23 protein-coding genes and 1 pseudogene are annotated in these 18,419 nt (G+C 64.7%); 11 read left to right on the top strand and 13 right to left on the bottom strand.

Going from position 1 to position 18,419, the window contains the following annotated elements; genetic code table 11:
- The first annotated feature begins 608 nt into the window (after positions 1–608).
- From QM624_RS11780 to QM624_RS11750, 7 genes are all read left to right on the top strand, one after another.
- Complete coding sequence (locus QM624_RS11780) at positions 609–3,818, top strand: phage tail tape measure protein (RefSeq protein ID WP_415092002.1); 3,210 nt, start codon at positions 609–611, stop codon at positions 3,816–3,818.
- A 95-nt stretch (positions 3,819–3,913) separates the two neighbouring features.
- Positions 3,914–4,348 carry a hypothetical protein gene (locus tag QM624_RS11775; protein WP_415092000.1) on the top strand — a complete coding sequence of 145 codons (435 nt, stop codon included), beginning with the start codon at positions 3,914–3,916 and terminating at the stop codon, positions 4,346–4,348.
- Positions 4,349–4,385: 37 nt separating this feature from the next.
- Complete coding sequence (locus tag QM624_RS11770) at positions 4,386–5,300, top strand: hypothetical protein (RefSeq protein ID WP_415091998.1); 915 nt, start codon at positions 4,386–4,388, stop codon at positions 5,298–5,300.
- Positions 5,301–5,369: 69 nt separating this feature from the next.
- Positions 5,370–5,765 carry a DUF2190 family protein gene (locus tag QM624_RS11765; RefSeq protein WP_415091996.1) on the top strand — a complete coding sequence of 132 codons (396 nt, stop codon included), beginning with the start codon at positions 5,370–5,372 and terminating at the stop codon, positions 5,763–5,765.
- A gap of 419 nt (positions 5,766–6,184) precedes the next feature.
- The gene (locus QM624_RS11760; protein ID WP_415091995.1) at positions 6,185–6,715 is read left to right on the top strand and encodes a Panacea domain-containing protein; all 531 of its coding nucleotides are present in this window, start codon (positions 6,185–6,187) and stop codon (positions 6,713–6,715) included.
- A 32-nt stretch (positions 6,716–6,747) separates the two neighbouring features.
- Positions 6,748–7,110, top strand: a complete 363-nt coding sequence (locus QM624_RS11755; RefSeq protein WP_415091993.1) for a type II toxin-antitoxin system death-on-curing family toxin — start codon at positions 6,748–6,750, stop codon at positions 7,108–7,110.
- Positions 7,111–7,197: 87 nt separating this feature from the next.
- Complete coding sequence (locus tag QM624_RS11750) at positions 7,198–7,572, top strand: hypothetical protein (protein ID WP_415091991.1); 375 nt, start codon at positions 7,198–7,200, stop codon at positions 7,570–7,572.
- 46 nt (positions 7,573–7,618) lie between these two features.
- On the opposite strand, the gene QM624_RS11745 is transcribed toward QM624_RS11750, so the two are convergent.
- The 5 genes from QM624_RS11745 to QM624_RS11725 all read right to left on the bottom strand — a co-directional run bounded on the left by QM624_RS11745 (position 7,619) and on the right by QM624_RS11725 (position 9,587).
- Entirely contained in the window at positions 7,619–7,798 is a 180-nt protein-coding gene (locus tag QM624_RS11745; protein WP_415091989.1) for a hypothetical protein, read from the bottom strand.
- Positions 7,799–7,937: 139 nt separating this feature from the next.
- A complete protein-coding gene (locus tag QM624_RS11740; protein WP_415091987.1) occupies positions 7,938–8,360 on the bottom strand; it encodes a DUF6907 domain-containing protein in 423 nt (140 codons plus the stop codon).
- Positions 8,357–8,869 carry a hypothetical protein gene (locus QM624_RS11735; protein WP_415091985.1) on the bottom strand — a complete coding sequence of 171 codons (513 nt, stop codon included), beginning with the start codon at positions 8,867–8,869 and terminating at the stop codon, positions 8,357–8,359. The genes QM624_RS11740 and QM624_RS11735 overlap by 4 nt, the downstream gene beginning before the upstream one ends.
- A complete protein-coding gene (locus QM624_RS11730; protein ID WP_415091983.1) occupies positions 8,866–9,324 on the bottom strand; it encodes a hypothetical protein in 459 nt (152 codons plus the stop codon). Before QM624_RS11730 ends, QM624_RS11735 begins: the two co-directional genes overlap by 4 nt.
- A complete protein-coding gene (locus QM624_RS11725) occupies positions 9,321–9,587 on the bottom strand; it encodes a hypothetical protein (protein WP_415091981.1) in 267 nt (88 codons plus the stop codon). The genes QM624_RS11730 and QM624_RS11725 overlap by 4 nt, the downstream gene beginning before the upstream one ends.
- A 146-nt stretch (positions 9,588–9,733) precedes the next feature.
- On the opposite strand from QM624_RS11725, the gene QM624_RS11720 reads away from it, so the two are divergent.
- Positions 9,734–9,922, top strand: coding sequence for a helix-turn-helix transcriptional regulator (locus tag QM624_RS11720; protein WP_415092091.1), 189 nt, complete (start codon positions 9,734–9,736; stop codon positions 9,920–9,922).
- Between the two features lie 27 nt (positions 9,923–9,949).
- On the opposite strand, the pseudogene QM624_RS11715 reads toward QM624_RS11720, so the two are convergent.
- The 5 genes and pseudogenes from QM624_RS11715 to QM624_RS11695 form a co-directional block, all read right to left on the bottom strand.
- A pseudogene (locus QM624_RS11715) lies at positions 9,950–10,186 on the bottom strand (Bro-N domain-containing protein); the annotation flags it as partial.
- 14 nt (positions 10,187–10,200) lie between these two features.
- Positions 10,201–10,479: a helix-turn-helix domain-containing protein gene (locus QM624_RS11710; protein ID WP_415091979.1), complete on the bottom strand. Its 279-nt coding sequence runs from the start codon at positions 10,477–10,479 to the stop codon at positions 10,201–10,203.
- 64 nt (positions 10,480–10,543) lie between these two features.
- Positions 10,544–10,759: a helix-turn-helix transcriptional regulator gene (locus tag QM624_RS11705; protein ID WP_415091977.1), complete on the bottom strand. Its 216-nt coding sequence runs from the start codon at positions 10,757–10,759 to the stop codon at positions 10,544–10,546.
- Positions 10,760–11,069: 310 nt separating this feature from the next.
- Positions 11,070–11,480 carry a type II toxin-antitoxin system VapC family toxin gene (locus QM624_RS11700; RefSeq protein WP_415091975.1) on the bottom strand — a complete coding sequence of 137 codons (411 nt, stop codon included), beginning with the start codon at positions 11,478–11,480 and terminating at the stop codon, positions 11,070–11,072.
- Entirely contained in the window at positions 11,477–11,707 is a 231-nt protein-coding gene (locus tag QM624_RS11695) for a hypothetical protein (RefSeq protein WP_415091973.1), read from the bottom strand. The genes QM624_RS11700 and QM624_RS11695 overlap by 4 nt, the downstream gene beginning before the upstream one ends.
- Before the next feature lie 323 nt (positions 11,708–12,030).
- On the opposite strand from QM624_RS11695, the gene QM624_RS11690 reads away from it, so the two are divergent.
- The gene (locus QM624_RS11690; RefSeq protein WP_415091971.1) at positions 12,031–12,507 is read left to right on the top strand and encodes a phosphoribosyltransferase family protein; all 477 of its coding nucleotides are present in this window, start codon (positions 12,031–12,033) and stop codon (positions 12,505–12,507) included.
- Between the two features lie 184 nt (positions 12,508–12,691).
- On the opposite strand, the gene QM624_RS11685 is transcribed toward QM624_RS11690, so the two are convergent.
- Positions 12,692–13,063, bottom strand: a complete 372-nt coding sequence (locus tag QM624_RS11685; protein WP_415091969.1) for a hypothetical protein — start codon at positions 13,061–13,063, stop codon at positions 12,692–12,694.
- A gap of 136 nt (positions 13,064–13,199) precedes the next feature.
- On the opposite strand from QM624_RS11685, the gene QM624_RS11680 reads away from it, so the two are divergent.
- Positions 13,200–13,418: a hypothetical protein gene (locus QM624_RS11680; protein WP_415091967.1), complete on the top strand. Its 219-nt coding sequence runs from the start codon at positions 13,200–13,202 to the stop codon at positions 13,416–13,418.
- Positions 13,419–13,718: 300 nt separating this feature from the next.
- Here QM624_RS11680 and QM624_RS11675 read toward each other — a convergent pair whose 3' ends face one another.
- Entirely contained in the window at positions 13,719–15,242 is a 1,524-nt protein-coding gene (locus QM624_RS11675; protein ID WP_415091965.1) for a gamma-glutamyltransferase, read from the bottom strand.
- Positions 15,243–15,541: 299 nt separating this feature from the next.
- On the opposite strand from QM624_RS11675, the gene QM624_RS11670 reads away from it, so the two are divergent.
- The gene (locus tag QM624_RS11670; RefSeq protein ID WP_415091963.1) at positions 15,542–17,158 is read left to right on the top strand and encodes a hypothetical protein; all 1,617 of its coding nucleotides are present in this window, start codon (positions 15,542–15,544) and stop codon (positions 17,156–17,158) included.
- A 675-nt stretch (positions 17,159–17,833) separates the two neighbouring features.
- Here QM624_RS11670 and QM624_RS11665 read toward each other — a convergent pair.
- On the bottom strand, positions 17,834–18,385 hold the full coding sequence (locus QM624_RS11665; RefSeq protein ID WP_415091961.1) for a DUF1992 domain-containing protein: 552 nt from the start codon (positions 18,383–18,385) through the stop codon (positions 17,834–17,836).
- Positions 18,386–18,419: the final 34 nt, after the last annotated feature.

The following is an 18,419-nucleotide window of genomic DNA, read 5'->3' as shown; positions in this document are numbered from 1 at the left end:
ATGAACGCGGTCTCCAAAGCAGGACCCATCAACCCTCCGGATCAGCTCGGACCCATGCACCAGGTCTCCGAGGCACGACCCATCCACCCCGGCGCACGACAGCGCTACACGAATCGCAAGCGAGCTACCCATCGTGGCGGCGTCCGCGGCCGGACCCATGGTGGCCACCGAGCCTGCGCCGAACCCATCAGGGGTGGCGAGGTCGGCTCAACCCATGAAGGGGCTGCACCCACGACCTCATGGACGACGTCCCGGAACGTCGACCTCATGGAGCGACCGCATCGGCGCAGCAGATCGGGGGCAGATTTACGCCTCCGCACTGGCTGCCCGGTGCTCGCAGAGTGCTCGGACGCCGCCGATGAGGTGGGCGAGAGCTTCCGTGTCTGGGGTGGTCGTGACCGTACCGGGATACCTGGGATGGCCGCTCAAGTATCACGACCGGGATCACGACCGCTTGTCACGGTTCCGGATCGCCTGTTGATCAGGGGTGACGCAACTTCCAGCGGTGTGATCAGACGTCCTCTCTCCCCCACCAGATCGGCTCCGGCCCCTACTTCTTCGGACGCGTCTCGCGTCCGGCTCACCCCTGATCGCCGAGGAGGCGCAGCATGACCACTCGTACCGTGATGACCGTTCTGAAAGCCACAATCGCCGGCTTCGTCGGCCCGATCCAGAAGGCGGCGCAGACCGCGATCGCGGCTGGGAAGTCGATCAGTGACGCCGCCAGTAACTCGTCCGCCGAGTGGGACCGGGTCGGCGCCGGCATGCTCAAGGGCGGCGCACTCATTGCTGCCGGTCTCGGCTTCGCAACGAAGGCCGCAATGGACTGGGAATCCCAGTTCGCCGGCGTGAAGAAGACCGTCGACGGCACCCCGCAACAGATCGACCAGCTTGAAGGTTCGCTGCGCGGCATGGCCCGCACCATGGCCGCCTCCCACGAGGAAATCGCTGCCGTCGCTGAGGCTGCCGGCCAGTTGGGTGTCGCGACCCCGGCGATCGCTGGGTTCACCCGGACGATGATCATGCTCGGCGAGACAACGAACCTCACCTCGGACGAGGCTGCAACCAGCCTCGCTCAGATGATGAACGTGATGCAAACCGCCCCCGACAAGGTCGGCAACCTGGCATCCACCCTCGTCGCCCTCGGCAACGCCGGCGCCTCCACCGAGTCCGAAATCCTCGGCCTGACACAACGCATCGCATCGGCTGGTCGGCAGATCGGCCTGTCTGAGGATCAGGTGATGGGCTACGCGTCCGCCCTCGCCAACGTCGGTGTCGAAATCGAGGCTGGCGGTACCGCCATGTCGATGACGTTCCTCAAGCTCGAGCAGATCTCGCGCCGCGGCGGAACAGCTCTCGAGACGGTGTCGAAGGTGGCCGGTACCGATTTCCGGAAGGCGTTCGAGGACGACGCCGCCGGCGCCACCCAGAAGTTCATTGAGGGCCTCGGGAAGGTACAGGCAGCTGGTGGGGACGTCACCGGCATCCTCCGCTCCCTCGGCATCACCGGGGTCCGCGAAGCCGACGCCATCCGCCGTCTCGCATCGTCCGGCACGAACCTCGCCTCGTCACTCGACCTGGCGAAGTCGTCGATCCAGTCCCAGTCCGCGATCCTCAACGAGTACGCCGCCCGGGCCGCCACGACCGAGTCGAAGGTGCAGGTCGCCTGGAACAACATCAAGGACTCGGCGATCGACGCCGGTTCGGTGATGCTGCCCGTGGTGCAGCAGGCTGCGGATGGTCTCGCGCAGCTGTCGCAGGCGTTCGGGTCAATGTCGCCCGACCAGCAACGATTCGCCGTCGGCGCCGCCGCGTCGGTCGCTGGGCTGATGCTGCTCGTCGGTGGCGGCATGAAGGCGATCGGCATGGTCCGTGACCTGAAGGACAACCTGACCGGGCTCGGCGTCAACATGGGCAAGGTCAGCGACCGCGCACGAAGCTTCGGTGCTTCGCTCAGCAAAGCGCTCAGCATCGGTGCGATCGCCGCCATCACAATCCGTGGTCTGGCTGACGCCAGCACCGACTACTCGCATGCAACCGACCGGGTCGCCGACTCGATCAGGAATCTCGCCAAGGCCGACACCGGCATCGACGCACTCAACCTGCAGATCAGCGACGCGATGAAGTCCGATTCGTGGGTAACCAAGGGCGACGCGTCGATCAACTCGATCAAGACCGCGTTCGTTGCACTCGGGAACGAAGCCCGGAATGGGCTGACCGGCTTCAACCGGACCATGGACGCCACCGTTGGCGGCGTGCTCCACCTGAAGTCGAGCACTGGGAAGGCTGTGGACGAGTTCCACAAGATGGATGAAGCTCTGGTCGGGTTGACGCAGGGCGGACATCTGGATCAGGCGCAGCTGGCGTTCCGTCGCCTCACGGACGACCTTGGTGGCGAGTCGATCGAGTTCGCCGCGCAGTACTTCCCCAAGCTCAGAGGTCAACTCGAACAGACCGCTGCAGTGCTTGGGGTCACGAACCTCAGCGCCCACGAGTACGCCCAGTGGATGCGGGGTGAGGTGCCGCAGGCTGTGGAGACGGCCACTGCGCATGGTGGCCCGCTCGTTGCGAACCTGTCCGACCAGCAGAAGGCCATGGCTGGTGTCGCCGGTGCGGCTGCTGGTGCGGTGCAGGCCATGCAGCAGTACTCGTCGATGACGGCGCAACTGATCGGTGGCGAGATCGGGTTCAAAGCCGCGCTGGACGCGGCGAACAAGGGTTTGAAGGAGCACGGCAAGGGCCTCGATCTCAACACGGAGAAGGGTCGCGCTAACCAGACCGCACTCCTCCAGATCGGCAGCATCGCTACCAAGCAGCTGCAGGACATGGCTGATGTCGGTGCCGGGCCGGAAACGATTGCTGCGAGCGCTGAGAGGATGCGGGCCGGGCTGGCGAAGGCCGCCGAAGCCATGGGGAAGGGTAAGGAAGAGGCCAGGGCGTACGCTGCGGCGTTGGTGGCGATCCCCGGCGAGGTGGCACCGACGTTCTCGTCGCATGGAGGCACGCTCGTCAAGGAGGAGGCGGACCTCATCACCGCAGCCGTGTTGGCTGTCCCGGAGCTGGCTGAGACCAAGATTTTGGCGATCGGTGCCCGCCCGTCGAAGAAGGAAGTCGACACGTTCATCGGCTCCCTCAAAGGTGTACCGGCCGAGAAGAAGGCGATCCTCCGCACCATCGCCGAGCTCGGCGGTGTGAACGCCGCCCGTGACGCCCTGAACAAGCTCAAGGGCAAGGACGTCAAGGTCGGCACCAAAGCTGACCTGTCCGGCGCGAACGCTGCGAAGAACGCCGTCGCCGGGGTGCATGACAAGACGGTCACTGTCACCACCCGGTACAAGGCGATGAAGTTTGCCGCTGAGGGTGGCCTGATCGAGCCGCTGCCGAACGTTGGTTGGCAGCCTGCAACACGTCTCGCTGCGGGCGGGCAGGTGTCGGGTTGGTCCCCGCACGACAAGGCGGACAACATTCCCGCGATGCTCACCGCCCGCGAGTTCGTGCACCCCGTTGCGGCCGTCGACTACTACGGCGTGAACGTGATGGAAGCGCTCCGGCGGCAGCTGATCCCGCGCCAGTTCTTTTCGGCGATCGGGCTCGCTGACGGTGGCCAGGTTGATCCGCGCCAGGTCGCGGACACCCGGCAGTTGCTGATCGCCGCACCCGCTGCAGCCGCATCAGCAACGCCTGAGGTGACGGTGATTGTGCAGAACCCGTGGACCGGGGAACAAGTCCGGGCACACACCGTCGACGTCGTCCGCGGCGAAACGCAAGCCGAGCAGCGCTTCCAGCGCAGCTTCGGCCGACAGACGAGCGGGAGGTGAACGGGAGGTAGCAGAGCGTTGGCAAGCACCCCTCCGACAAGCCGAGATACCCCCATCAAGGGGCGACCAATCCCTTGCCCACGAAGGAGAACACCATGACCAGCAACGCACGACGAGCCCGAACGACAGATGCCTGGGGCCGTCCGATTCCCGCCGACAGCTCCACGGCGCCACGCACCAACGCTTGGGGCCGTCCGCTCACTCGCGAACAGCAGGAGTCCGCCGCGGCCGCGGCCGTACGCGCCGAAGCCGAACGGAAGAACCTGGCCTCGATCGTCGAGTCCCGCGTCACGCTCGGCGACGCGCCCGACCAGGCCGAGCGCTATGCCCGGGAGTTCGCAGCTGAGCAGCACCGCACCCACAACGATGTGCTGGCCGCTCTCAACATCGGATGGCGTGCCGAGAGCCTGCGAAAGCAGGCCCAGGAGGCAGCCAAGCCGCCCATCCGTTCCGCCGCGCAGGTACTCGATGAGCACCGTCGCCGGACACGACCCGCAAGTCCCACCGCCCGCCGCGTCGTCGGCAGCTAGGAGAACGAACAACATGCCCAGAACGAAGACTGACCCCTTGACCGACGCCCAGCAGGCCGTCGCAGACGCCGCCGCTGTCGTCCAGCAGTGGCTCGATGAGACCCGCGAAGCTCAGGCCCGCCTCGACTCGTTCGCCGAGGTCGGTGCCGCGATCCTGGACAATCCGTCCACGCTCGGCGAGACGGCCTCCCAGAAGGCCGCGTTGGAGCAGCGGATCGTTCTGTGCCGCCAGGCGTCCACCGAGGCGCAGGAGCGGCACATGGCGGCCAGGCGAGCCCTTCACGGCGCGGAGGCGGACATGCTGCAGCGTGACGTCGAGGACCGGCAGAGGGCCCTCGTCGAGCATGAGGCGGCCGTCGACGCCATCGTGCAGCAGCTGAAGGACCTGACTGGCACCACCTGGCAGCCGTACGCCCGCAGCGGCACTGACGGCAGCTATGTCCGGCCGGCGACGATGGCTGACCGGATGCGGCACCAGATCACCGAGAGGCAGCAGGAGATCGACGGTTTGCGGGCGATCGCGTCCGGCGAGATCGACCTTGCCGCCCTCGACGCGGCCGCGGCCGAGACTGCTGCTCGGGAAGCGGAGCAGGCTGCCTACGACCAGATGGTCGCCGAGCGGCGTGTCACGTTCAACGAGCTCGTCGCTGATCTGGAAGCGCACGGCGTCATGGCCGATCTTGACGGCGACTCGTTCGACGTGGCCGAGTTTGACTACCACCTCACCGACCCCGGATTTGTTGAAGCGGCGCTCAGGTCGGCCGGCTTCGATCAGCGCGAGGGTGTTGACCGCGAGTGGCGACAGCAGGTGCTGACCGTCGCTGGCGGCTGCCTGGGTTCATGGTCCTTCAGGGCGCTGGTTCGGTGGATGGACGCGACCCCGCGGGAAGGGCAACCGGGGGCGACGTACTACGTGCCGATGCCGCCCACCGGCCCAGACGAGGCAGCGTGATGACGGCCGCCACTACGGAGATCACAACCAACCTGACCCTGCGGGGTCGCGACATCAAGGAGGCCTGAGATGGCTGTCAACGAAACGTACCGGCAGGCGAACCGTCTGTCCCTGCCCGTCCCCGCCGGGAAGAAGTCCGGTGACCCGGTCCGCATCGGCGGCCTCAACGGCGTCCTGCAGACCGACCGGGCCGCGGTCACCGTGTCCCCGGTCAACACCGACGGCACCACCAACCCGGCCTACAACTACGGCGGCGGGAATCCCGACGGGAACGCCACCGTGTGGCTCGAAGGCGCCCACGACTTCACCGTCGCATTCGCCGTCGCGAACATCGGCGACCCGGTGTACATCCTCGCCGACGGCACGGCACTGTCTGACGAGGTCCCGGACAATCACCTGTACGGGCACGCCCTCACGACCAAGCCGGCCGGCGCGGGACGGCTGACAGTGCGCCTCAAGAACTAGTCCGCGAGATGAGTACGGACAGCGGCGACGACACGATGCAGGTCCGCTTCACGCGGCTACTCACCGGGCACTGGAAGTACACCCGTGGGAAGGGCTCATGGCGGCCGGCGTACCTGTCGGCCTACGTGGACGGCTACCGGGTGACCTGCACCGGTAACGGCCCAGGCTGGCGTTGCGCCTGCGAGCTGCCCGACTGCGACCATCGCATGGTGGTCGCTCAACTAGTGCACCCGTGGCTACTGGAGTTGCTGGAGGCGGAGGATGATCGGCCGCTTCGGCCTCCGTCTCAGTCACGACGAGCCCATCAGCGTCAAGCGGTTCCGCCTCCCCTACATGAGGGTGACAACGTGTAGCCTTGGGCTAGGAATGTGAAGAGTTGACTTCTGGTTGATGCAGGGTGTAGAGGGGGTGCGTCCAGAATGACTACTGCGTACGACGTGTTGAAGTACATCAAGGCACACCATCGCCTTTTTGGCGAAACCCAAGCTCACAAGCTGCTCTACTACGCGCAGGCGTGGACTCTCGCTTGGGACGGTGCGCCACTCTTCGATGACGAGATCGAGGCATGGCAGAACGGCCCAGTCGTTCGAAGCATCCGCTACGCGAACCCCGCCGCCGACCCAAACGTCCCGTTGACCGACCAGCAGAAGCAGAACATAGCTGCCGTCATCGAGCACTACGGGAAGAAGTCGGGGGCAGAGTTGGGAGTCCTCACCCACACCGAGTCGCCTTGGTTGACGGTTTGGGGCGACAGGCCGCGGGATGACGCCTGCAGCGATCCAATCCCGCACGACCTGATGCGACGCGAGTACACGTTGCAGAGCCTTCGGGGACAGGGCCCCCATCGGCGTGCTGTTGAGAGCCCAGCGGCAGTCACGGGCGACATTCTGTCCCGTGCGAGCGTGGCCAGTAGGCGTTGGCGGAAAACGCTGGCGCTGTTGGCCGAGTGAACCAACGGATCTCCGTCTCGGACTGTATTGCGATGTTCGAGGCGGAGATTGCCGCTGGCCCGCTGATCGACTTTGGCAGGCTCGAGTCGGCGGTAGAAGCCGCCTTCGCCGGCATCGGAGACCAGGAGTTCTACCCCACCCTCATCCAGAAAGCTGCACGGCTCGCGTACGGCATATCCGAGGCCCAAGCTTTCCAGGATGGGAACAAGCGCCTCGCCTGGATGACCGCCGTCGTCTTTCTTGAAAGCAACGGCGTCCAACTCGATGTGGATCAGACGGAAGCAGCCCACATGATCCGGGCCGTGGGGTCACGCATGGCTACTCTCGAACAGTTGACCGAGTGGTTCGCATGCTGCGCACTCCCTGACGTCGAGATGCCTCAGTTCTCGCTGTGAAGAACTTGCCGGTGTGGCATTGACAGCTCGACTGAGTACGCACGGCGCGCGTCTTGGGCGTCGCCACAGGCCCGGCACAATGCTTCCATGAAGCGCCTGACTCTCGCCTCGAGCGCACTGTTACTGGTCGCTGGCTGTTCCAGCATCAACTACGCGGAGCACCATTTCGTGAGCACCGACGAGTTGGCACGAGCGAGCGGCTGGAACTCCTGCAGCACGTCGGATGAACGCAAGACCCGCGAAATGATCGGCCAGTACGGGTTTCTTAGCGAGCCTTGCAGTGGGGGTGCGGTGATCATCTGGGCGTCAGACGCCAAGCGGCAGGAGTCGCACGCCCAACCTTGGAATGCCCTCGAAGCCGGCGAATGTCGCATCGACGGCGGAAACTGGACGGTAACAGGCACCCAATACGCAGTGGAGGATGCACAGAAGCGACTGGGTGGGGCGAAGACCTGCGCCTAACGATAGGCGCGCTTCCCAACTTGGGAAGCGCGCCTCTCATTCTCGCTTAGCCGCGGCTGTAGTCTGGGTTGATGCCTTCGTGATGGATCTGAGAGAGCTCTTGACCGATGGCCAGGAGCGCCTTGATCTCAGCGAGCTTCAGCTGCTGATCCAGCGGCAGCGAGTCGACCTCATAGCGGCTCTCGATCGTGTTCATCGTGTCGTATGCCTCGTTCCACAGGCTCATGTCATTCACCTCCGTCCGCCCCCTGGTTGGGGGTACGAATCTAGAAGCTGGTACTGACACTTCCTTGCAGCCGATCTGGGAGGCCGACCTTGCAGGGACGAGCCCCCGGATTGCGAGGGCTGCGTCGGCTCATCTAGAGCTAGAGCCCGGCCTGTGTGGCCTCGTCGATCGATGCGACGATCGCCTGAGCCACGGCCAATGCCTCATCCAGCGCCATCACGAGGCGATCCTTCTCACCAAGACTGACATTGATCGTGGGCTGCTCACCGTCGTGCGGAGCTGACAGGTAGACACCGAAGTAGTTCTGCTCGTACCGACCTCTGGACACCTCCACAGGCGGGCACATCACCGTCGGAACGCGATGATTGGGGCCGTAGCACGTCTGATCCGAGGTGTGGAACTGGCCCGGATGGCCGTCCTGATCAGTGCAGAACGTGTGACAGGTCACCGGGGGCACAACCCGGTTTCCGGACTTCACCGACAGCTCTAGGATCTGCCGCCGGTCGGCTTCGCTGAGGAGGTTGGCGCCGGGAAACAGTTCCGGCTCTTGCGTCTGAGTCATGGCAGCAGATCCCCCTGCCGAGGTTCACGACACCATGAACTCCTCCCAGCCCGGACATCGTCGTTCCCGTCACCTAGCCACTTCTTCGGCCTCACGACGGTCTCGATGATCCCCTCAAGCGCGAACAGCTGACCCTTGAGCGTCGCGTCTGGGTTGATCCTGGCCCGCCAACGTCGGCGTCCAGCCCAGTCAACACAGACGACGAAGTAGAGATACTTCGCGAAACGCTCGTCCCAGTAGCCCGAGACCTCGACGCCCAAGCGATCCGTGATGTCGCGGAGGTAGTCGGCTTCCGCAAGAAGCTGGCCAGCCTCCGCCATTCGGTCTTGGTTGTTCAGTTCTCTGTAGTCGTCCGGTCGGACCCTGTCGGGGATCTTCTCGTGGCGCTGGGGACGTCCACACCTAGAACAGGTCAGGTTGGCCCTCCACTGCCGGTAGCGGGAGGTTCGAGTGGCGCCGCACACGATGCACAGGAACCGGCTCGTGGACGACATGGTGTCGTTGGTCATCGGCCTGCCCCTCCGTTCCTCAGATGCCCGAACTCGGCCTCGTCTGCGGCGTGCAGCAATGCTGCTACCAGGCTCCGCGCCGCGGACGGTATGAGCGTCGCCCACGGCGGCTCGTCTTCGTCACGCGGTCCGAACAGGCACACCAGATCACGCGGAAAGTAGCCGGTCTGGTACACACCGTGTTGGTAGGGCCTGACGTTGCAGACCCAGATCTGATCGTCGTGGCTGTTCTCGAAGTTGGCGTTGACCCCGGCGACCTGCCGTTCGCACCACAGACCGTGCTCAGCGACGGAGACGCCTGGCCGGCGTAACTCCTGGTCATGGTTGCAGTAGCGCGCATGGTGGCCGTAGACCGCCCGGAATCCGGTAGGCAGGGCTGCGTAGTCGTTGTGATAGTCACCGACAGGATCCGGGAACATGATCGCGTCCGCTTGAGGTGTGCCTGGGCTGGTCATCGGGTCGCCCCCTCAGCCTTGTTGCGCCGCTGCATCTCTGCGACGTGGACGTCAAAGCTGGCGCGGATCCGGGCGTTGATCTCGCGGCGCTGGTCCGAGCTGAGCGTGTCGGGCATCACCAGGGTGATGTTCCGATCACAGCGCCAGCAGTCGCAGTCCTGGCGGTGCTCCAAGCACACGGCGCAGTTGACCTCGCCGGCGCGGAACTCGTGGATGTGCACTGCCTCAGGCGTGGGCTCTGGGCGTGCGACAATCTTGTTCATGGGATCTCCTGTTCGAGCAGGTGGTTCCTAGGCCCTCGGGTGGTGTTCGAGCACCTCCGGGGGTCGCTCCTTGTTTGGGAGTAGTCAACAGTCAACCCCAGTGCTAGGCATGTGTCAAGTAGGCAAATGCCTATAGAGTGGTCGCCGTGGATGAACAACTCGTTGGCGCAGCCGAGATTGCCAAGATACTTGGCGTCTCCCGCCAGCGCGTGTTCCAGTTGACCTCACGCACTACATTTCCGGCGCCCGTAGCAACCCTGGCCATGGGCAAGGTGTGGCGCACCGCCGACATCATCGACTGGGCGAAGGCCTCCGACCGGAGAATGCACACCTGACGGGCGAGCGTCCTGCTCGCTGGTGATCCAACGCCGAAAGGCGACTGCCTCCGGCTTGTCGGACCGGATTACGACCTCGTACATGCCCGCCTCAGACACGATTACGGTCTGGCGCATCTGGCCGCGGGAGTTCTGAACCTCAGCCTGGCTGAGGTTCAGAACGTCAAGACGCTGGGCGACCATCGACGGGTTCCCGATCGCGAGCACAGCGCACAGGTCGGCGAGGACGAACCAGGGCTCGCCGTCGACCGACAGAGTGCGCACGGCACGGCCTGTCTTCAGCCCGCGGGTTTGCGTTTCCTGTGGGCGAGGGACCGGCGCGACGGCGGCTCAAGCCACCCCGTTGGTGCCGCCGGTCGTGGCGCAGATAGCGCCGCATGCCACCGGTCGAAGTCGTAGCGGCGGAACCTCCACCTGCAGCGGGCACCCAACTGGTACGCGCCGGCGTCGGCCAGGTCGCCGCGGTTCGCCATCTTCCGCACCCGATCCACGGACCGGCGCAGGATCGCGGCAACCTCAGGCAGCGTGTAATCACCGTCGAACGGGGTGGTGGTCATGGCGCCACCACCCGAATCTCCAGGACCGCAATGGGCTTCATAGCGACGGAGCCGAATGAACTGGTCACTCCGGTTTGCGGCGTTCGGTTGCCGCGTAGGCTTCGGCGAGCCACGCATCCACATCGGCACGCAGGTAGCGGACGAGGCCGCCGAGCTTGAACGAGCGGGGCCCGACACCACCGACATGCCGCCAGCCGGCGAGCGTCTTGATCGGGACCTTCGTGATCGCAGACACGTCACCGGTGGTGAGGATCTCGTCACGCGACGTCGGGGCCGTCATGCCGGCACCTCTGCCTTCGTTGCCACAGTCGCCATCTGATCGGCTCCTTTCTGGTTGCGCTGGGGATGGTATCGGTCACCCCGACATGCCCGTGATACCGATCGCGATACCGCCGAGGATGTATCCAGATGTCTCTGGATACATCCGGCGCCGTCTGGATGCATCAACCTCCCGCCCGAAACGCCTCAGGATGCCGCCGATGTGCCGACATGTCGGCCGGCGATTAGGAGTTCAAGTCCTCTCTCGGACACCCATAGATCCCCTAGTCAGAGCAAGATTGACTAGGGGATCTGGCATGTCTGGTGCCGTTTCAGATGGCTTCGACCCGGATGTCGTGGCCGGCAAGCAGCAAGCCCAGGTCCTCGGGATCCGAGGTGAGCACAACCACGGGCGTTGGCAGGGTGAGCGCGGTGGCGGCCACCACGGCGTCGACCGTCAGATCGCGATTGCGTCGCGTCGCCCCCACAGCTGCTCGCAACTCGCCCGCGCGAAACCCGATCTCCGGGCTGACCTCGACCAACCGCACCGCCTCGACGGCCCGCCGGACAGCAACATCGAGAGCGGTTCCATCGGTGACCTCGGCCAGCGTGAGGCAGGATGCGTAAAGGACCGAGTCGCTGCGCTTGGCGAATGTCGCCCAGGCCTGCACGGTGCGGGCGTCACGGGCCAGCGCCGACAGCGCCTCCGCATCAAGCAGCACCGAGTGCGGTCGGACGATCATTCCGCGAGCCGGGCGAAGATGGCCGCCACCTCATCCTCATCGACAGCACCATGCTCGGCCTCCATCCGGGCCAAGGCGTCATCCAAGGCGTCCCGCTCCAGTTGACGCGCCACCGCCGCAGCCACATATCCAGAGAACCCACGCGCGCCCACCCGCGAGCGCACCGACTCCGACGTCGCCGCCGGCATAGACACAGAGTGCTTCTCCACTCCCTGAGCTGAGGTCATGACAGTATCCTACTAGAAGTAGGAAACGGGACTGATGCTTGCACGCCTGGGTAGGCCGCGACTGCCGAGTGACGCGATCCAGGTTTCTGGCCTGCGGTTTGACCCGATGTCGCCCAAGGTTCAGACGGGCGATGCGACTCGCGTCGGAGGTCGCTCCGCGTGCGGACGGGCCTTCTCGGGCCGCGGCCCGATTGACAGATGGAATGCTGGGCCGGTGACGATGAAAGGCCGCGGACCCCGACCCAAAACCCAACGAGGAGGCCGAGTTCCTCAAGCGGCTCCGGACGACGTTTCGATGGGTCCACGATCCCGACGTACATAGCTTGGGCGCCGACGTCACCGGCTGGTGGCGCGATCCTGCTGTCCTTGCAGGACTCGGACCAACGCTGGCCCGCCTCGTCGAAGACGAACGCCCGGAGGTCGTCCTCGCCCCCCAATCCCGCGGCACCCTCCTCGGCGCACTCGTCGCGGCCGATCTCAACATCGGTTTGGTCGAACTTCGGAAGGAACCCGGCGTCCTGGCCGACAGCGACGCGTGGATCACCGCTCGAACCCCACCGGACTACCGCGACCGCAACCTGACCCTCAGCGCCCGCGCGAGCCTCCTCGACCCGGGCACGCGCGTCCTGTTTGTGGACGACTGGGTCGATACCGGCGGTCAACTCCAGGCCGCTCACACCGTCGCGGCAAGCGCACGAGCCCACTGGTGCGGGGCCGCTGTAGTTGTCGACGCGCTGTCCGAGCCACGCCTACGCCACGAGTTGAAAGTGCGCGCGCTTCTCCATATCCGACACCTCTAGAGTCCGGCGACCCATCCCCACGACTTGGGACAACAACCGGGCAGGGTCGACAGCATGAGGAGCGGTCATCGTGATGGTTCCTTTCGAAAGTGCTGTGAAGAGGTTCACTCGAAGGGTCACGCGCGGGCCGCGCTCACGTCCCGACGACATGCCAGGCCACCATCGCACGACCCGCGCTACATCACTATCGGGACTTCACTTGTGGGCCTCGCAGCAGCAGGAGAGCTCCCCCAACGATCAACAGTGGAGTGGCTGCAATCACGGCGCCAATCGCGACCGTTTGCCAGACCACTTGCGCACCAACCGGAATACCGCCTTCGATATCGCCACCTGCGATCGTGGCCAGCGGGAAGATCAAGTAGATGGCGACACCTGCCGAGCAGATGGCACGCCCCCATCGGTCGAGCACGAGGTTGCGCCGCTCGATCAGAAGGAAGATGCCCGCCACAAGGATCAGCACCGCCGCCACCAAGGGCAGCACGACCGAGAGCCGCGGGGGCAACAGGAGGCGGCAGGCCATGCAGACTCCGGCGATCAGTGCCAGCCAGCCGATCACCGGCCGTGGCCATGCGCGCCCTGCTGGCCTGTTCATCCTGACAGTGTGTCGCGACGGTGCATGTGCTGGCGAGGGTTCGTCGATCTTGGGGCAGAAGCGGGCGTCCGCACCCCCAGTGTGATGGAACGATCGAGACATGAAGCCGAGTGATGAGGTATGGGATCGCGCGACCATGGCCGGTGGCGGATTGGACCCCGGCGAGGGCGACTTAGCGATCGCAGCCGTGCTGGCCGTGCACAATTTGGCGATGAACGGCGGCCTCCTGGACGCAGTCGAAGACTCTCTCATCAGCAACCTGCGGCAGCCGACGCAGGTTTTCGTTGGCTCCGCCTGGAAGCAGCGGCAGGGGTTGTAGCCACGGTTCGACGGGAAATCGAGGCAGGCGCGCTTGATGATGAGCGCCGGGCGGACGAACTAGAAGCCAGCGCCGACGACGACTACGCACTGGCGATCCCAACCGATCAAACGATCGTCGACGCCTTCGAAGTACGCTTCGCTCAAGTCCCGACCGCTTTCGCACCGATCTAAGTCGGCGTGCAACCTTTTCTGAACAGCCATGCTGCGCAAAGGAAGCCAAACGAACCCACCCAATGCGTTGCCCCTACCGCCTCACGACGCGAGCGTGCCAAACCTCCTCCGAACGGGGATGCCGGGCTCAGGCGACGCCGACGTGCGCCTCGCGACGGGTGTCGCCGGCCGCCTGCAGGGTGCCGTCCTGGTGGCGCAGTGCGGCACCCACCCCACCGAAGTACATGTGCGGCTCACCGTATTCGTGACCATCAAGGCCGAGTTCGCTGATGGCTGCCGCGATTCCCGGGTCGGGTTCATGCTCGACCACCAGTCCGTGGTCGGTGTGCCGCACATGCAACCGGGGATTGGCGATGGCTTCGGCAAGTTCCTTGCCGTGCAGGCAACTCTGGCCCAGCACGAGCATCAGGGCGGTGGTGATTCGGTCCGCACCGGGTGACCCGATGGCCATCACCTGGCCATCGTCGCTGCGACCCACGGTGGGCGCCATGTTGGACGCCAACCGCGTCCCCGGCGGCGTCGCGTGGAGCCCGAGCCGGTTGAGTTCCACCTCGCCCAGTGCGTTGTTCAGCAGCACCCCAGTGCCGGGAATGCAGAACCCGGCGCAGTATCCGCTGCTCATGGTGACGGCGCAGGCGTTGCCGTCGGCGTCGACCGCGGAGATGTGCGCCGTGGAGGACGATCCCCTCAGCGCGGAGAGCCCGTAGCGCCCCACCGAATCCAGCAAGCGGACGCCGTCCGCCTCGAGGTCGCGTGACAGGTCGTGGGTGGTGAGCCGATGCGACAACACCGCCCGCTGAATCTCGATGGCGTCGCGCCAGGCCCAGTCGCCGATCCGAGCAAGCTCACCCAACATGACAGCCAGCATCGGCCCGCCCACCGCCGGCGGCGGATTCATACCGATCCGCCAGTGACCCACCTTCGAGACGTGCGCCGGGCGGCTCACCGGACGGTAGCGGGCCAGGTCGGACCCGGTGATCAGCCCGTCCCGGGCAGCCATTTCCGAAGCCAGCGCCTGCCCCACGGCTCCGGTGGTGAACAACTCCGGACCCTCAACGGCAAGCTGATCGAGCACTGCCGCCAACTGCGGATTGCTGGTCAACTCCCCCGGGCCGAGCAGACTGCCATCAGGCCTGGTGACCAGCGCATGAGCCTCGGCATCGGTGGCGAACAGGCTGTCCGCGGTGTAGGCAAGGTAACGGGCCGCCGCCGCCCCGATCGGGTACCGACGAGCGGCACCGGCGGCGGGTGCGACCAGGTCCGCCCAGGGCAACCGGGCGAAGCGAGTGTGCGCCATGCCGAAGGCGGGCACGATGCCGGGGGTCGCCACTGAGCCGTGGCCGGCGTACATGGTCAGCCCTCCGCCATAGGAGGTGACCACCCGCCGCAAGCCGTGACCGCGGCGTCCCGGGTCACCCTCCCGACCAGGCATTTCGACATTGCCGTCGATCACTTCAGGATCACCGCCGGCCGGCCAGACCGCGACGTAGCAACCCCCGCCCAAGCTGACCATGCCCGGCTCGGTGGCCATGGCCACCAGGGCGGCAGCGAGTGCGGCGTCCACGGCGTTGCCGCCGTTCCGGCCGACCAAGAGGCCGGCTTCGAGGGCCTGAGCGCCCGTGGCGGCGACAGCGATGGTGAGCCTGGTCACAGCGCTATCTTGACGTAGTCGCACGACGATGACCCGATAAGGGGTCCACTGTCCCACCACGCCAGAGAAACCGGTCGCCTCAGCAGGTTCGTCCCCTGCAAATCAGCCACTTGTCATGAGCGTGCAAACCAAACGAGGCACGCCGACGTCTACTTCGCGTCCATCGCCACCTGGTATCCCCTGTCGATGGGTGGCACATCTCACGCGCACAGCTCTGTCATCGGCAGAAGCGGGAAACCAACGGCTGACGTTGAGCGGCTAGTCTTTCCGAAACGCATCACCATGACACGGGAGAGTTGATGGAAACTCAGGTTCTGCTTGCGGCGCTGCAGGAGGTTGAGAAGCGCGCAGAGCGGGTCAACGAGACAGACGTCATCGCCACGTACGTTGGGGTTGATTCTCTGGTAAACGCACTCGGTTCTCGAGACAACGGCATCGTATACGGCCGCCGCGGCACAGGAAAAACCCACGCACTGAAGTACTTGGCCGAGATCGAACGCAGCAAGGGCAACCGCGTCATCTACATTGACATGGAGCAGGATCTCGGCTCAACTGAGGGCCGCTACTCAGACGCTTCCCTAAGCATCAGCGAACGCGCAACTCGTCTCGTCGTTGACGTGTTGAGCATTGTTCACACCGAACTGCTCGAAGCGGCGTTCGCCGGGCACATCGATGTTCAGGTCGACGTGCTGGACCGCATGTTGGATCACTTCACTGAAGTCTTGATCACTCGCGAGATTGAGACCGAAGTTCGGGCCAGTGAGCGGGACGCCCAAGGGACGCGCGGTGACGCACGACTAGGAATCACATCATCGGGCTTATCGGCGGGCATCTCCGTGAGTTCGGATCAGACACTCACAACTGCCGCGAGCCAACGCGTGACAGCGTCCGGGCCAGTACGTCACCGCGTTCATTTCGGTGGTGTCACTAGGTCTATGAAGCAAGCGATACAGGCAGATTCAGCCTCTCGTGTCTGGCTCTTGCTCGATGAGTGGAGCGGAGTGCCACTCGATCTACAGCCATACCTCGCAGAGATGCTCCGCAAGCTGTTCTTTGGCATCCCGAAGGTGACAGTGCGAATCGGCGCGATCCCCCATCGGTCCGAGTGGCGTATTCCCGGCGAGCGGGGCGACTACATCGGCGCCGAAGTGGGCGCCGAGATCTTCCCCTTGCTAGACCTCGATGAGTTCGTGGTCTTTCCTGCACGTAACCGCGAAGAGCAGGCAGAACGTTCGCTCGGCTTCTTCCGCTCACTGCTGTTTCGACATCTCTCGACCGCCCTAGTCGGGATGGGTCTGACACCTCCTGACTCTGATTCCGAGCTAATCGCTTCACTTTTCACCCAGATCACATCGCTCCAAGAGGTCATCAGAGCGGCAGAGGGAGTGCCTCGCGATGCCCTCAACATCGTGGGAAGGGCTGGCCTGCGGGCGGGAGGATCGAAGATTGCCGTCGCTCATGTGCGGGAGTCCGCCGCTCAGCTTTACACGACGACCAAGGCCGCGCAGTTGAACGGCGTTCCTCTTGCCCGCGCGCTCCTCGACCGGATTGTGAGTGACGTGATATCAGGGAGGAAAGCGCGCGCCTTCCTGCTCGCCCAGGAAGACACCGTTCATCCCCTCATTCAGCAGCTAGTAGATGACCGGATTCTCCACATCATCAAGCGCGGATACTCAAGTAAAGACAACCCCGGCGAACGCTACGACGTCCTTCAAATCGACTACGGCTGCTATGTCCACCTGCTCGGCACATCCGCGGCCCCGCAGCGGTTCTTGACCGACGACACAGACGACGATTCAGCCTTCGGGGCAGTAATGGCAACTGTTGAGGTACCGGAAGACGACTATCGGGCCATCCGGCGCGCAGTCCTTGATCTACCCGCGATCCTCACCAGCTTGGGCCTAGAGCGTACTTAATGACTCGACCTACCGTCGACGCTGAGTGTGCCCGGCAAGGAGGTGCCCGCAGGCTTCGTCTGAAGGTGCAGGGTTGACGGCGTGCGACCCACGGAGCCGTGTACTGCGGCAACCCGTTCCATCGAGCATTCCAGTTGACGACCGCGCAGACGGACAGCGCCGCTCAGTACCAGGATCGGAGAGCGAAGACCGGTCTCGATGAACTCGATCATCGGCATACATCTCTCGTAGGCCTAGCGAGGACGGCACGACCTTGGCAGATGCCACCCGCCGCCGTCGACTCAGAGGTTAGCGTCCTCTCTCGGACACTCCGGAGAGCCTCGTGACTAGGGTTTCTATCCAGGGTCGGGACTTTCGGCGCATTTGCACATCGCATCCCGAGCACGCCTTGACGACCCTCCAGTTCTATAAGGACATCACGGGCAAGACGCAGCTCACGGGGGCTCGCCATCATCCGACTCGCACCTGCCTCAGTTGCAGTCATCACGACCTCCATCCAGCTGGCACTCAGACTTCGAGAGCCTTCACATATAACCGTAGATCGCTTCACTTGTATCTAAAAGGAGCAAGGCTAGTTGGGACAGAGTCACGCAAGTCGCAATGCAATCGCCGTCGGGTGGAGAGATGCATCTGGCCGCTCACCCGGGGTATCCGATCGTCGGCGAGACGTCACGATCATGACCGTCGACGGATGCGCTCGCCGAAGAGCCTTCTGCGTTTGCGGCCGCTCATCCTCGCCTCCTCGCGCGCCCGAACCTCTTCGGCCGTCTTGCGACGGGACTCCTCGGCTCGGGCCGCTCTGCGATCGGCCCACGCGGACACGGTGGCCTCGATGTCGCGCGGCATGGTGATCAGAGGCGGCCCGGCCGGGAGTTGATAGCGGGCCCAGATCACCCGCTCGTTGAACTCCTCGACCTCGCGGCGCACCGCCGCCTCATCCGAGAGCCGGTCGAGTTGCTCGTCCAGCGCGGCGTCGTCCTTGCGGAGTTGGACGGACGGCGGCAGCGTCACGAGCCCCTCACGTTTCATCAGGTTCTTGAGCCACCAGTCGGGGTCGTGATGGTCCGGCAGGTCGAGCGGCTTTCCTGCTCCAGGCAGGTTGTCGAACTCGCCCCGTTCGATGGCGTTCCTGATCTGCCTATCGGCGAGCAGTGCGATCACCACGTCGGTGTCGAACGCGAAGGCGGACGGGTTGTAGAACCTGAGCGGCAACTCGTGTTCAGCCATCGGCACTCCAGTTCACAGCACTTCTCAAGTCATC

Source organism: Micropruina sp. (genome assembly GCF_047606365.1).
In the GTDB taxonomy this organism is placed as follows: domain Bacteria; phylum Actinomycetota; class Actinomycetes; order Propionibacteriales; family Propionibacteriaceae; genus Micropruina.
The sequence above is the reverse complement of the archived record's forward strand: the minus strand, read 5'-3'. Positions and strand labels throughout refer to the sequence as shown.

Excerpts from the sequence above, each read along its gene's own strand:
- QM624_RS11665 (WP_415091961.1), bottom strand. The coding sequence starts at position 18,385 with ATGGCTGAACACGAGTTGCCGCTCAGGTTCTACAACCCGTCCGCCTTC.
- QM624_RS11700 (WP_415091975.1), bottom strand. The coding sequence starts at position 11,480 with ATGATCGTCCGACCGCACTCGGTGCTGCTTGATGCGGAGGCGCTGTCG.
- QM624_RS11705 (WP_415091977.1), bottom strand. The coding sequence starts at position 10,759 with ATGACGGCCCCGACGTCGCGTGACGAGATCCTCACCACCGGTGACGTG.
- QM624_RS11710 (WP_415091979.1), bottom strand. The coding sequence starts at position 10,479 with ATGACCACCACCCCGTTCGACGGTGATTACACGCTGCCTGAGGTTGCC.
- QM624_RS11750 (WP_415091991.1), top strand. The coding sequence starts at position 7,198 with ATGAAGCGCCTGACTCTCGCCTCGAGCGCACTGTTACTGGTCGCTGGC.
- QM624_RS11725 (WP_415091981.1), bottom strand. The coding sequence starts at position 9,587 with ATGAACAAGATTGTCGCACGCCCAGAGCCCACGCCTGAGGCAGTGCAC.
- QM624_RS11735 (WP_415091985.1), bottom strand. The coding sequence starts at position 8,869 with ATGACCAACGACACCATGTCGTCCACGAGCCGGTTCCTGTGCATCGTG.
- QM624_RS11755 (WP_415091993.1), top strand. The coding sequence starts at position 6,748 with ATGTTCGAGGCGGAGATTGCCGCTGGCCCGCTGATCGACTTTGGCAGG.
- QM624_RS11680 (WP_415091967.1), top strand. The coding sequence starts at position 13,200 with ATGAAGCCGAGTGATGAGGTATGGGATCGCGCGACCATGGCCGGTGGC.
- QM624_RS11780 (WP_415092002.1), top strand. The coding sequence starts at position 609 with ATGACCACTCGTACCGTGATGACCGTTCTGAAAGCCACAATCGCCGGC.
- QM624_RS11740 (WP_415091987.1), bottom strand. The coding sequence starts at position 8,360 with ATGACTCAGACGCAAGAGCCGGAACTGTTTCCCGGCGCCAACCTCCTC.
- QM624_RS11775 (WP_415092000.1), top strand. The coding sequence starts at position 3,914 with ATGACCAGCAACGCACGACGAGCCCGAACGACAGATGCCTGGGGCCGT.
- QM624_RS11670 (WP_415091963.1), top strand. The coding sequence starts at position 15,542 with ATGGAAACTCAGGTTCTGCTTGCGGCGCTGCAGGAGGTTGAGAAGCGC.
- QM624_RS11730 (WP_415091983.1), bottom strand. The coding sequence starts at position 9,324 with ATGACCAGCCCAGGCACACCTCAAGCGGACGCGATCATGTTCCCGGAT.
- QM624_RS11745 (WP_415091989.1), bottom strand. The coding sequence starts at position 7,798 with ATGAGCCTGTGGAACGAGGCATACGACACGATGAACACGATCGAGAGC.
- QM624_RS11695 (WP_415091973.1), bottom strand. The coding sequence starts at position 11,707 with ATGACCTCAGCTCAGGGAGTGGAGAAGCACTCTGTGTCTATGCCGGCG.
- QM624_RS11765 (WP_415091996.1), top strand. The coding sequence starts at position 5,370 with ATGGCTGTCAACGAAACGTACCGGCAGGCGAACCGTCTGTCCCTGCCC.
- QM624_RS11760 (WP_415091995.1), top strand. The coding sequence starts at position 6,185 with ATGACTACTGCGTACGACGTGTTGAAGTACATCAAGGCACACCATCGC.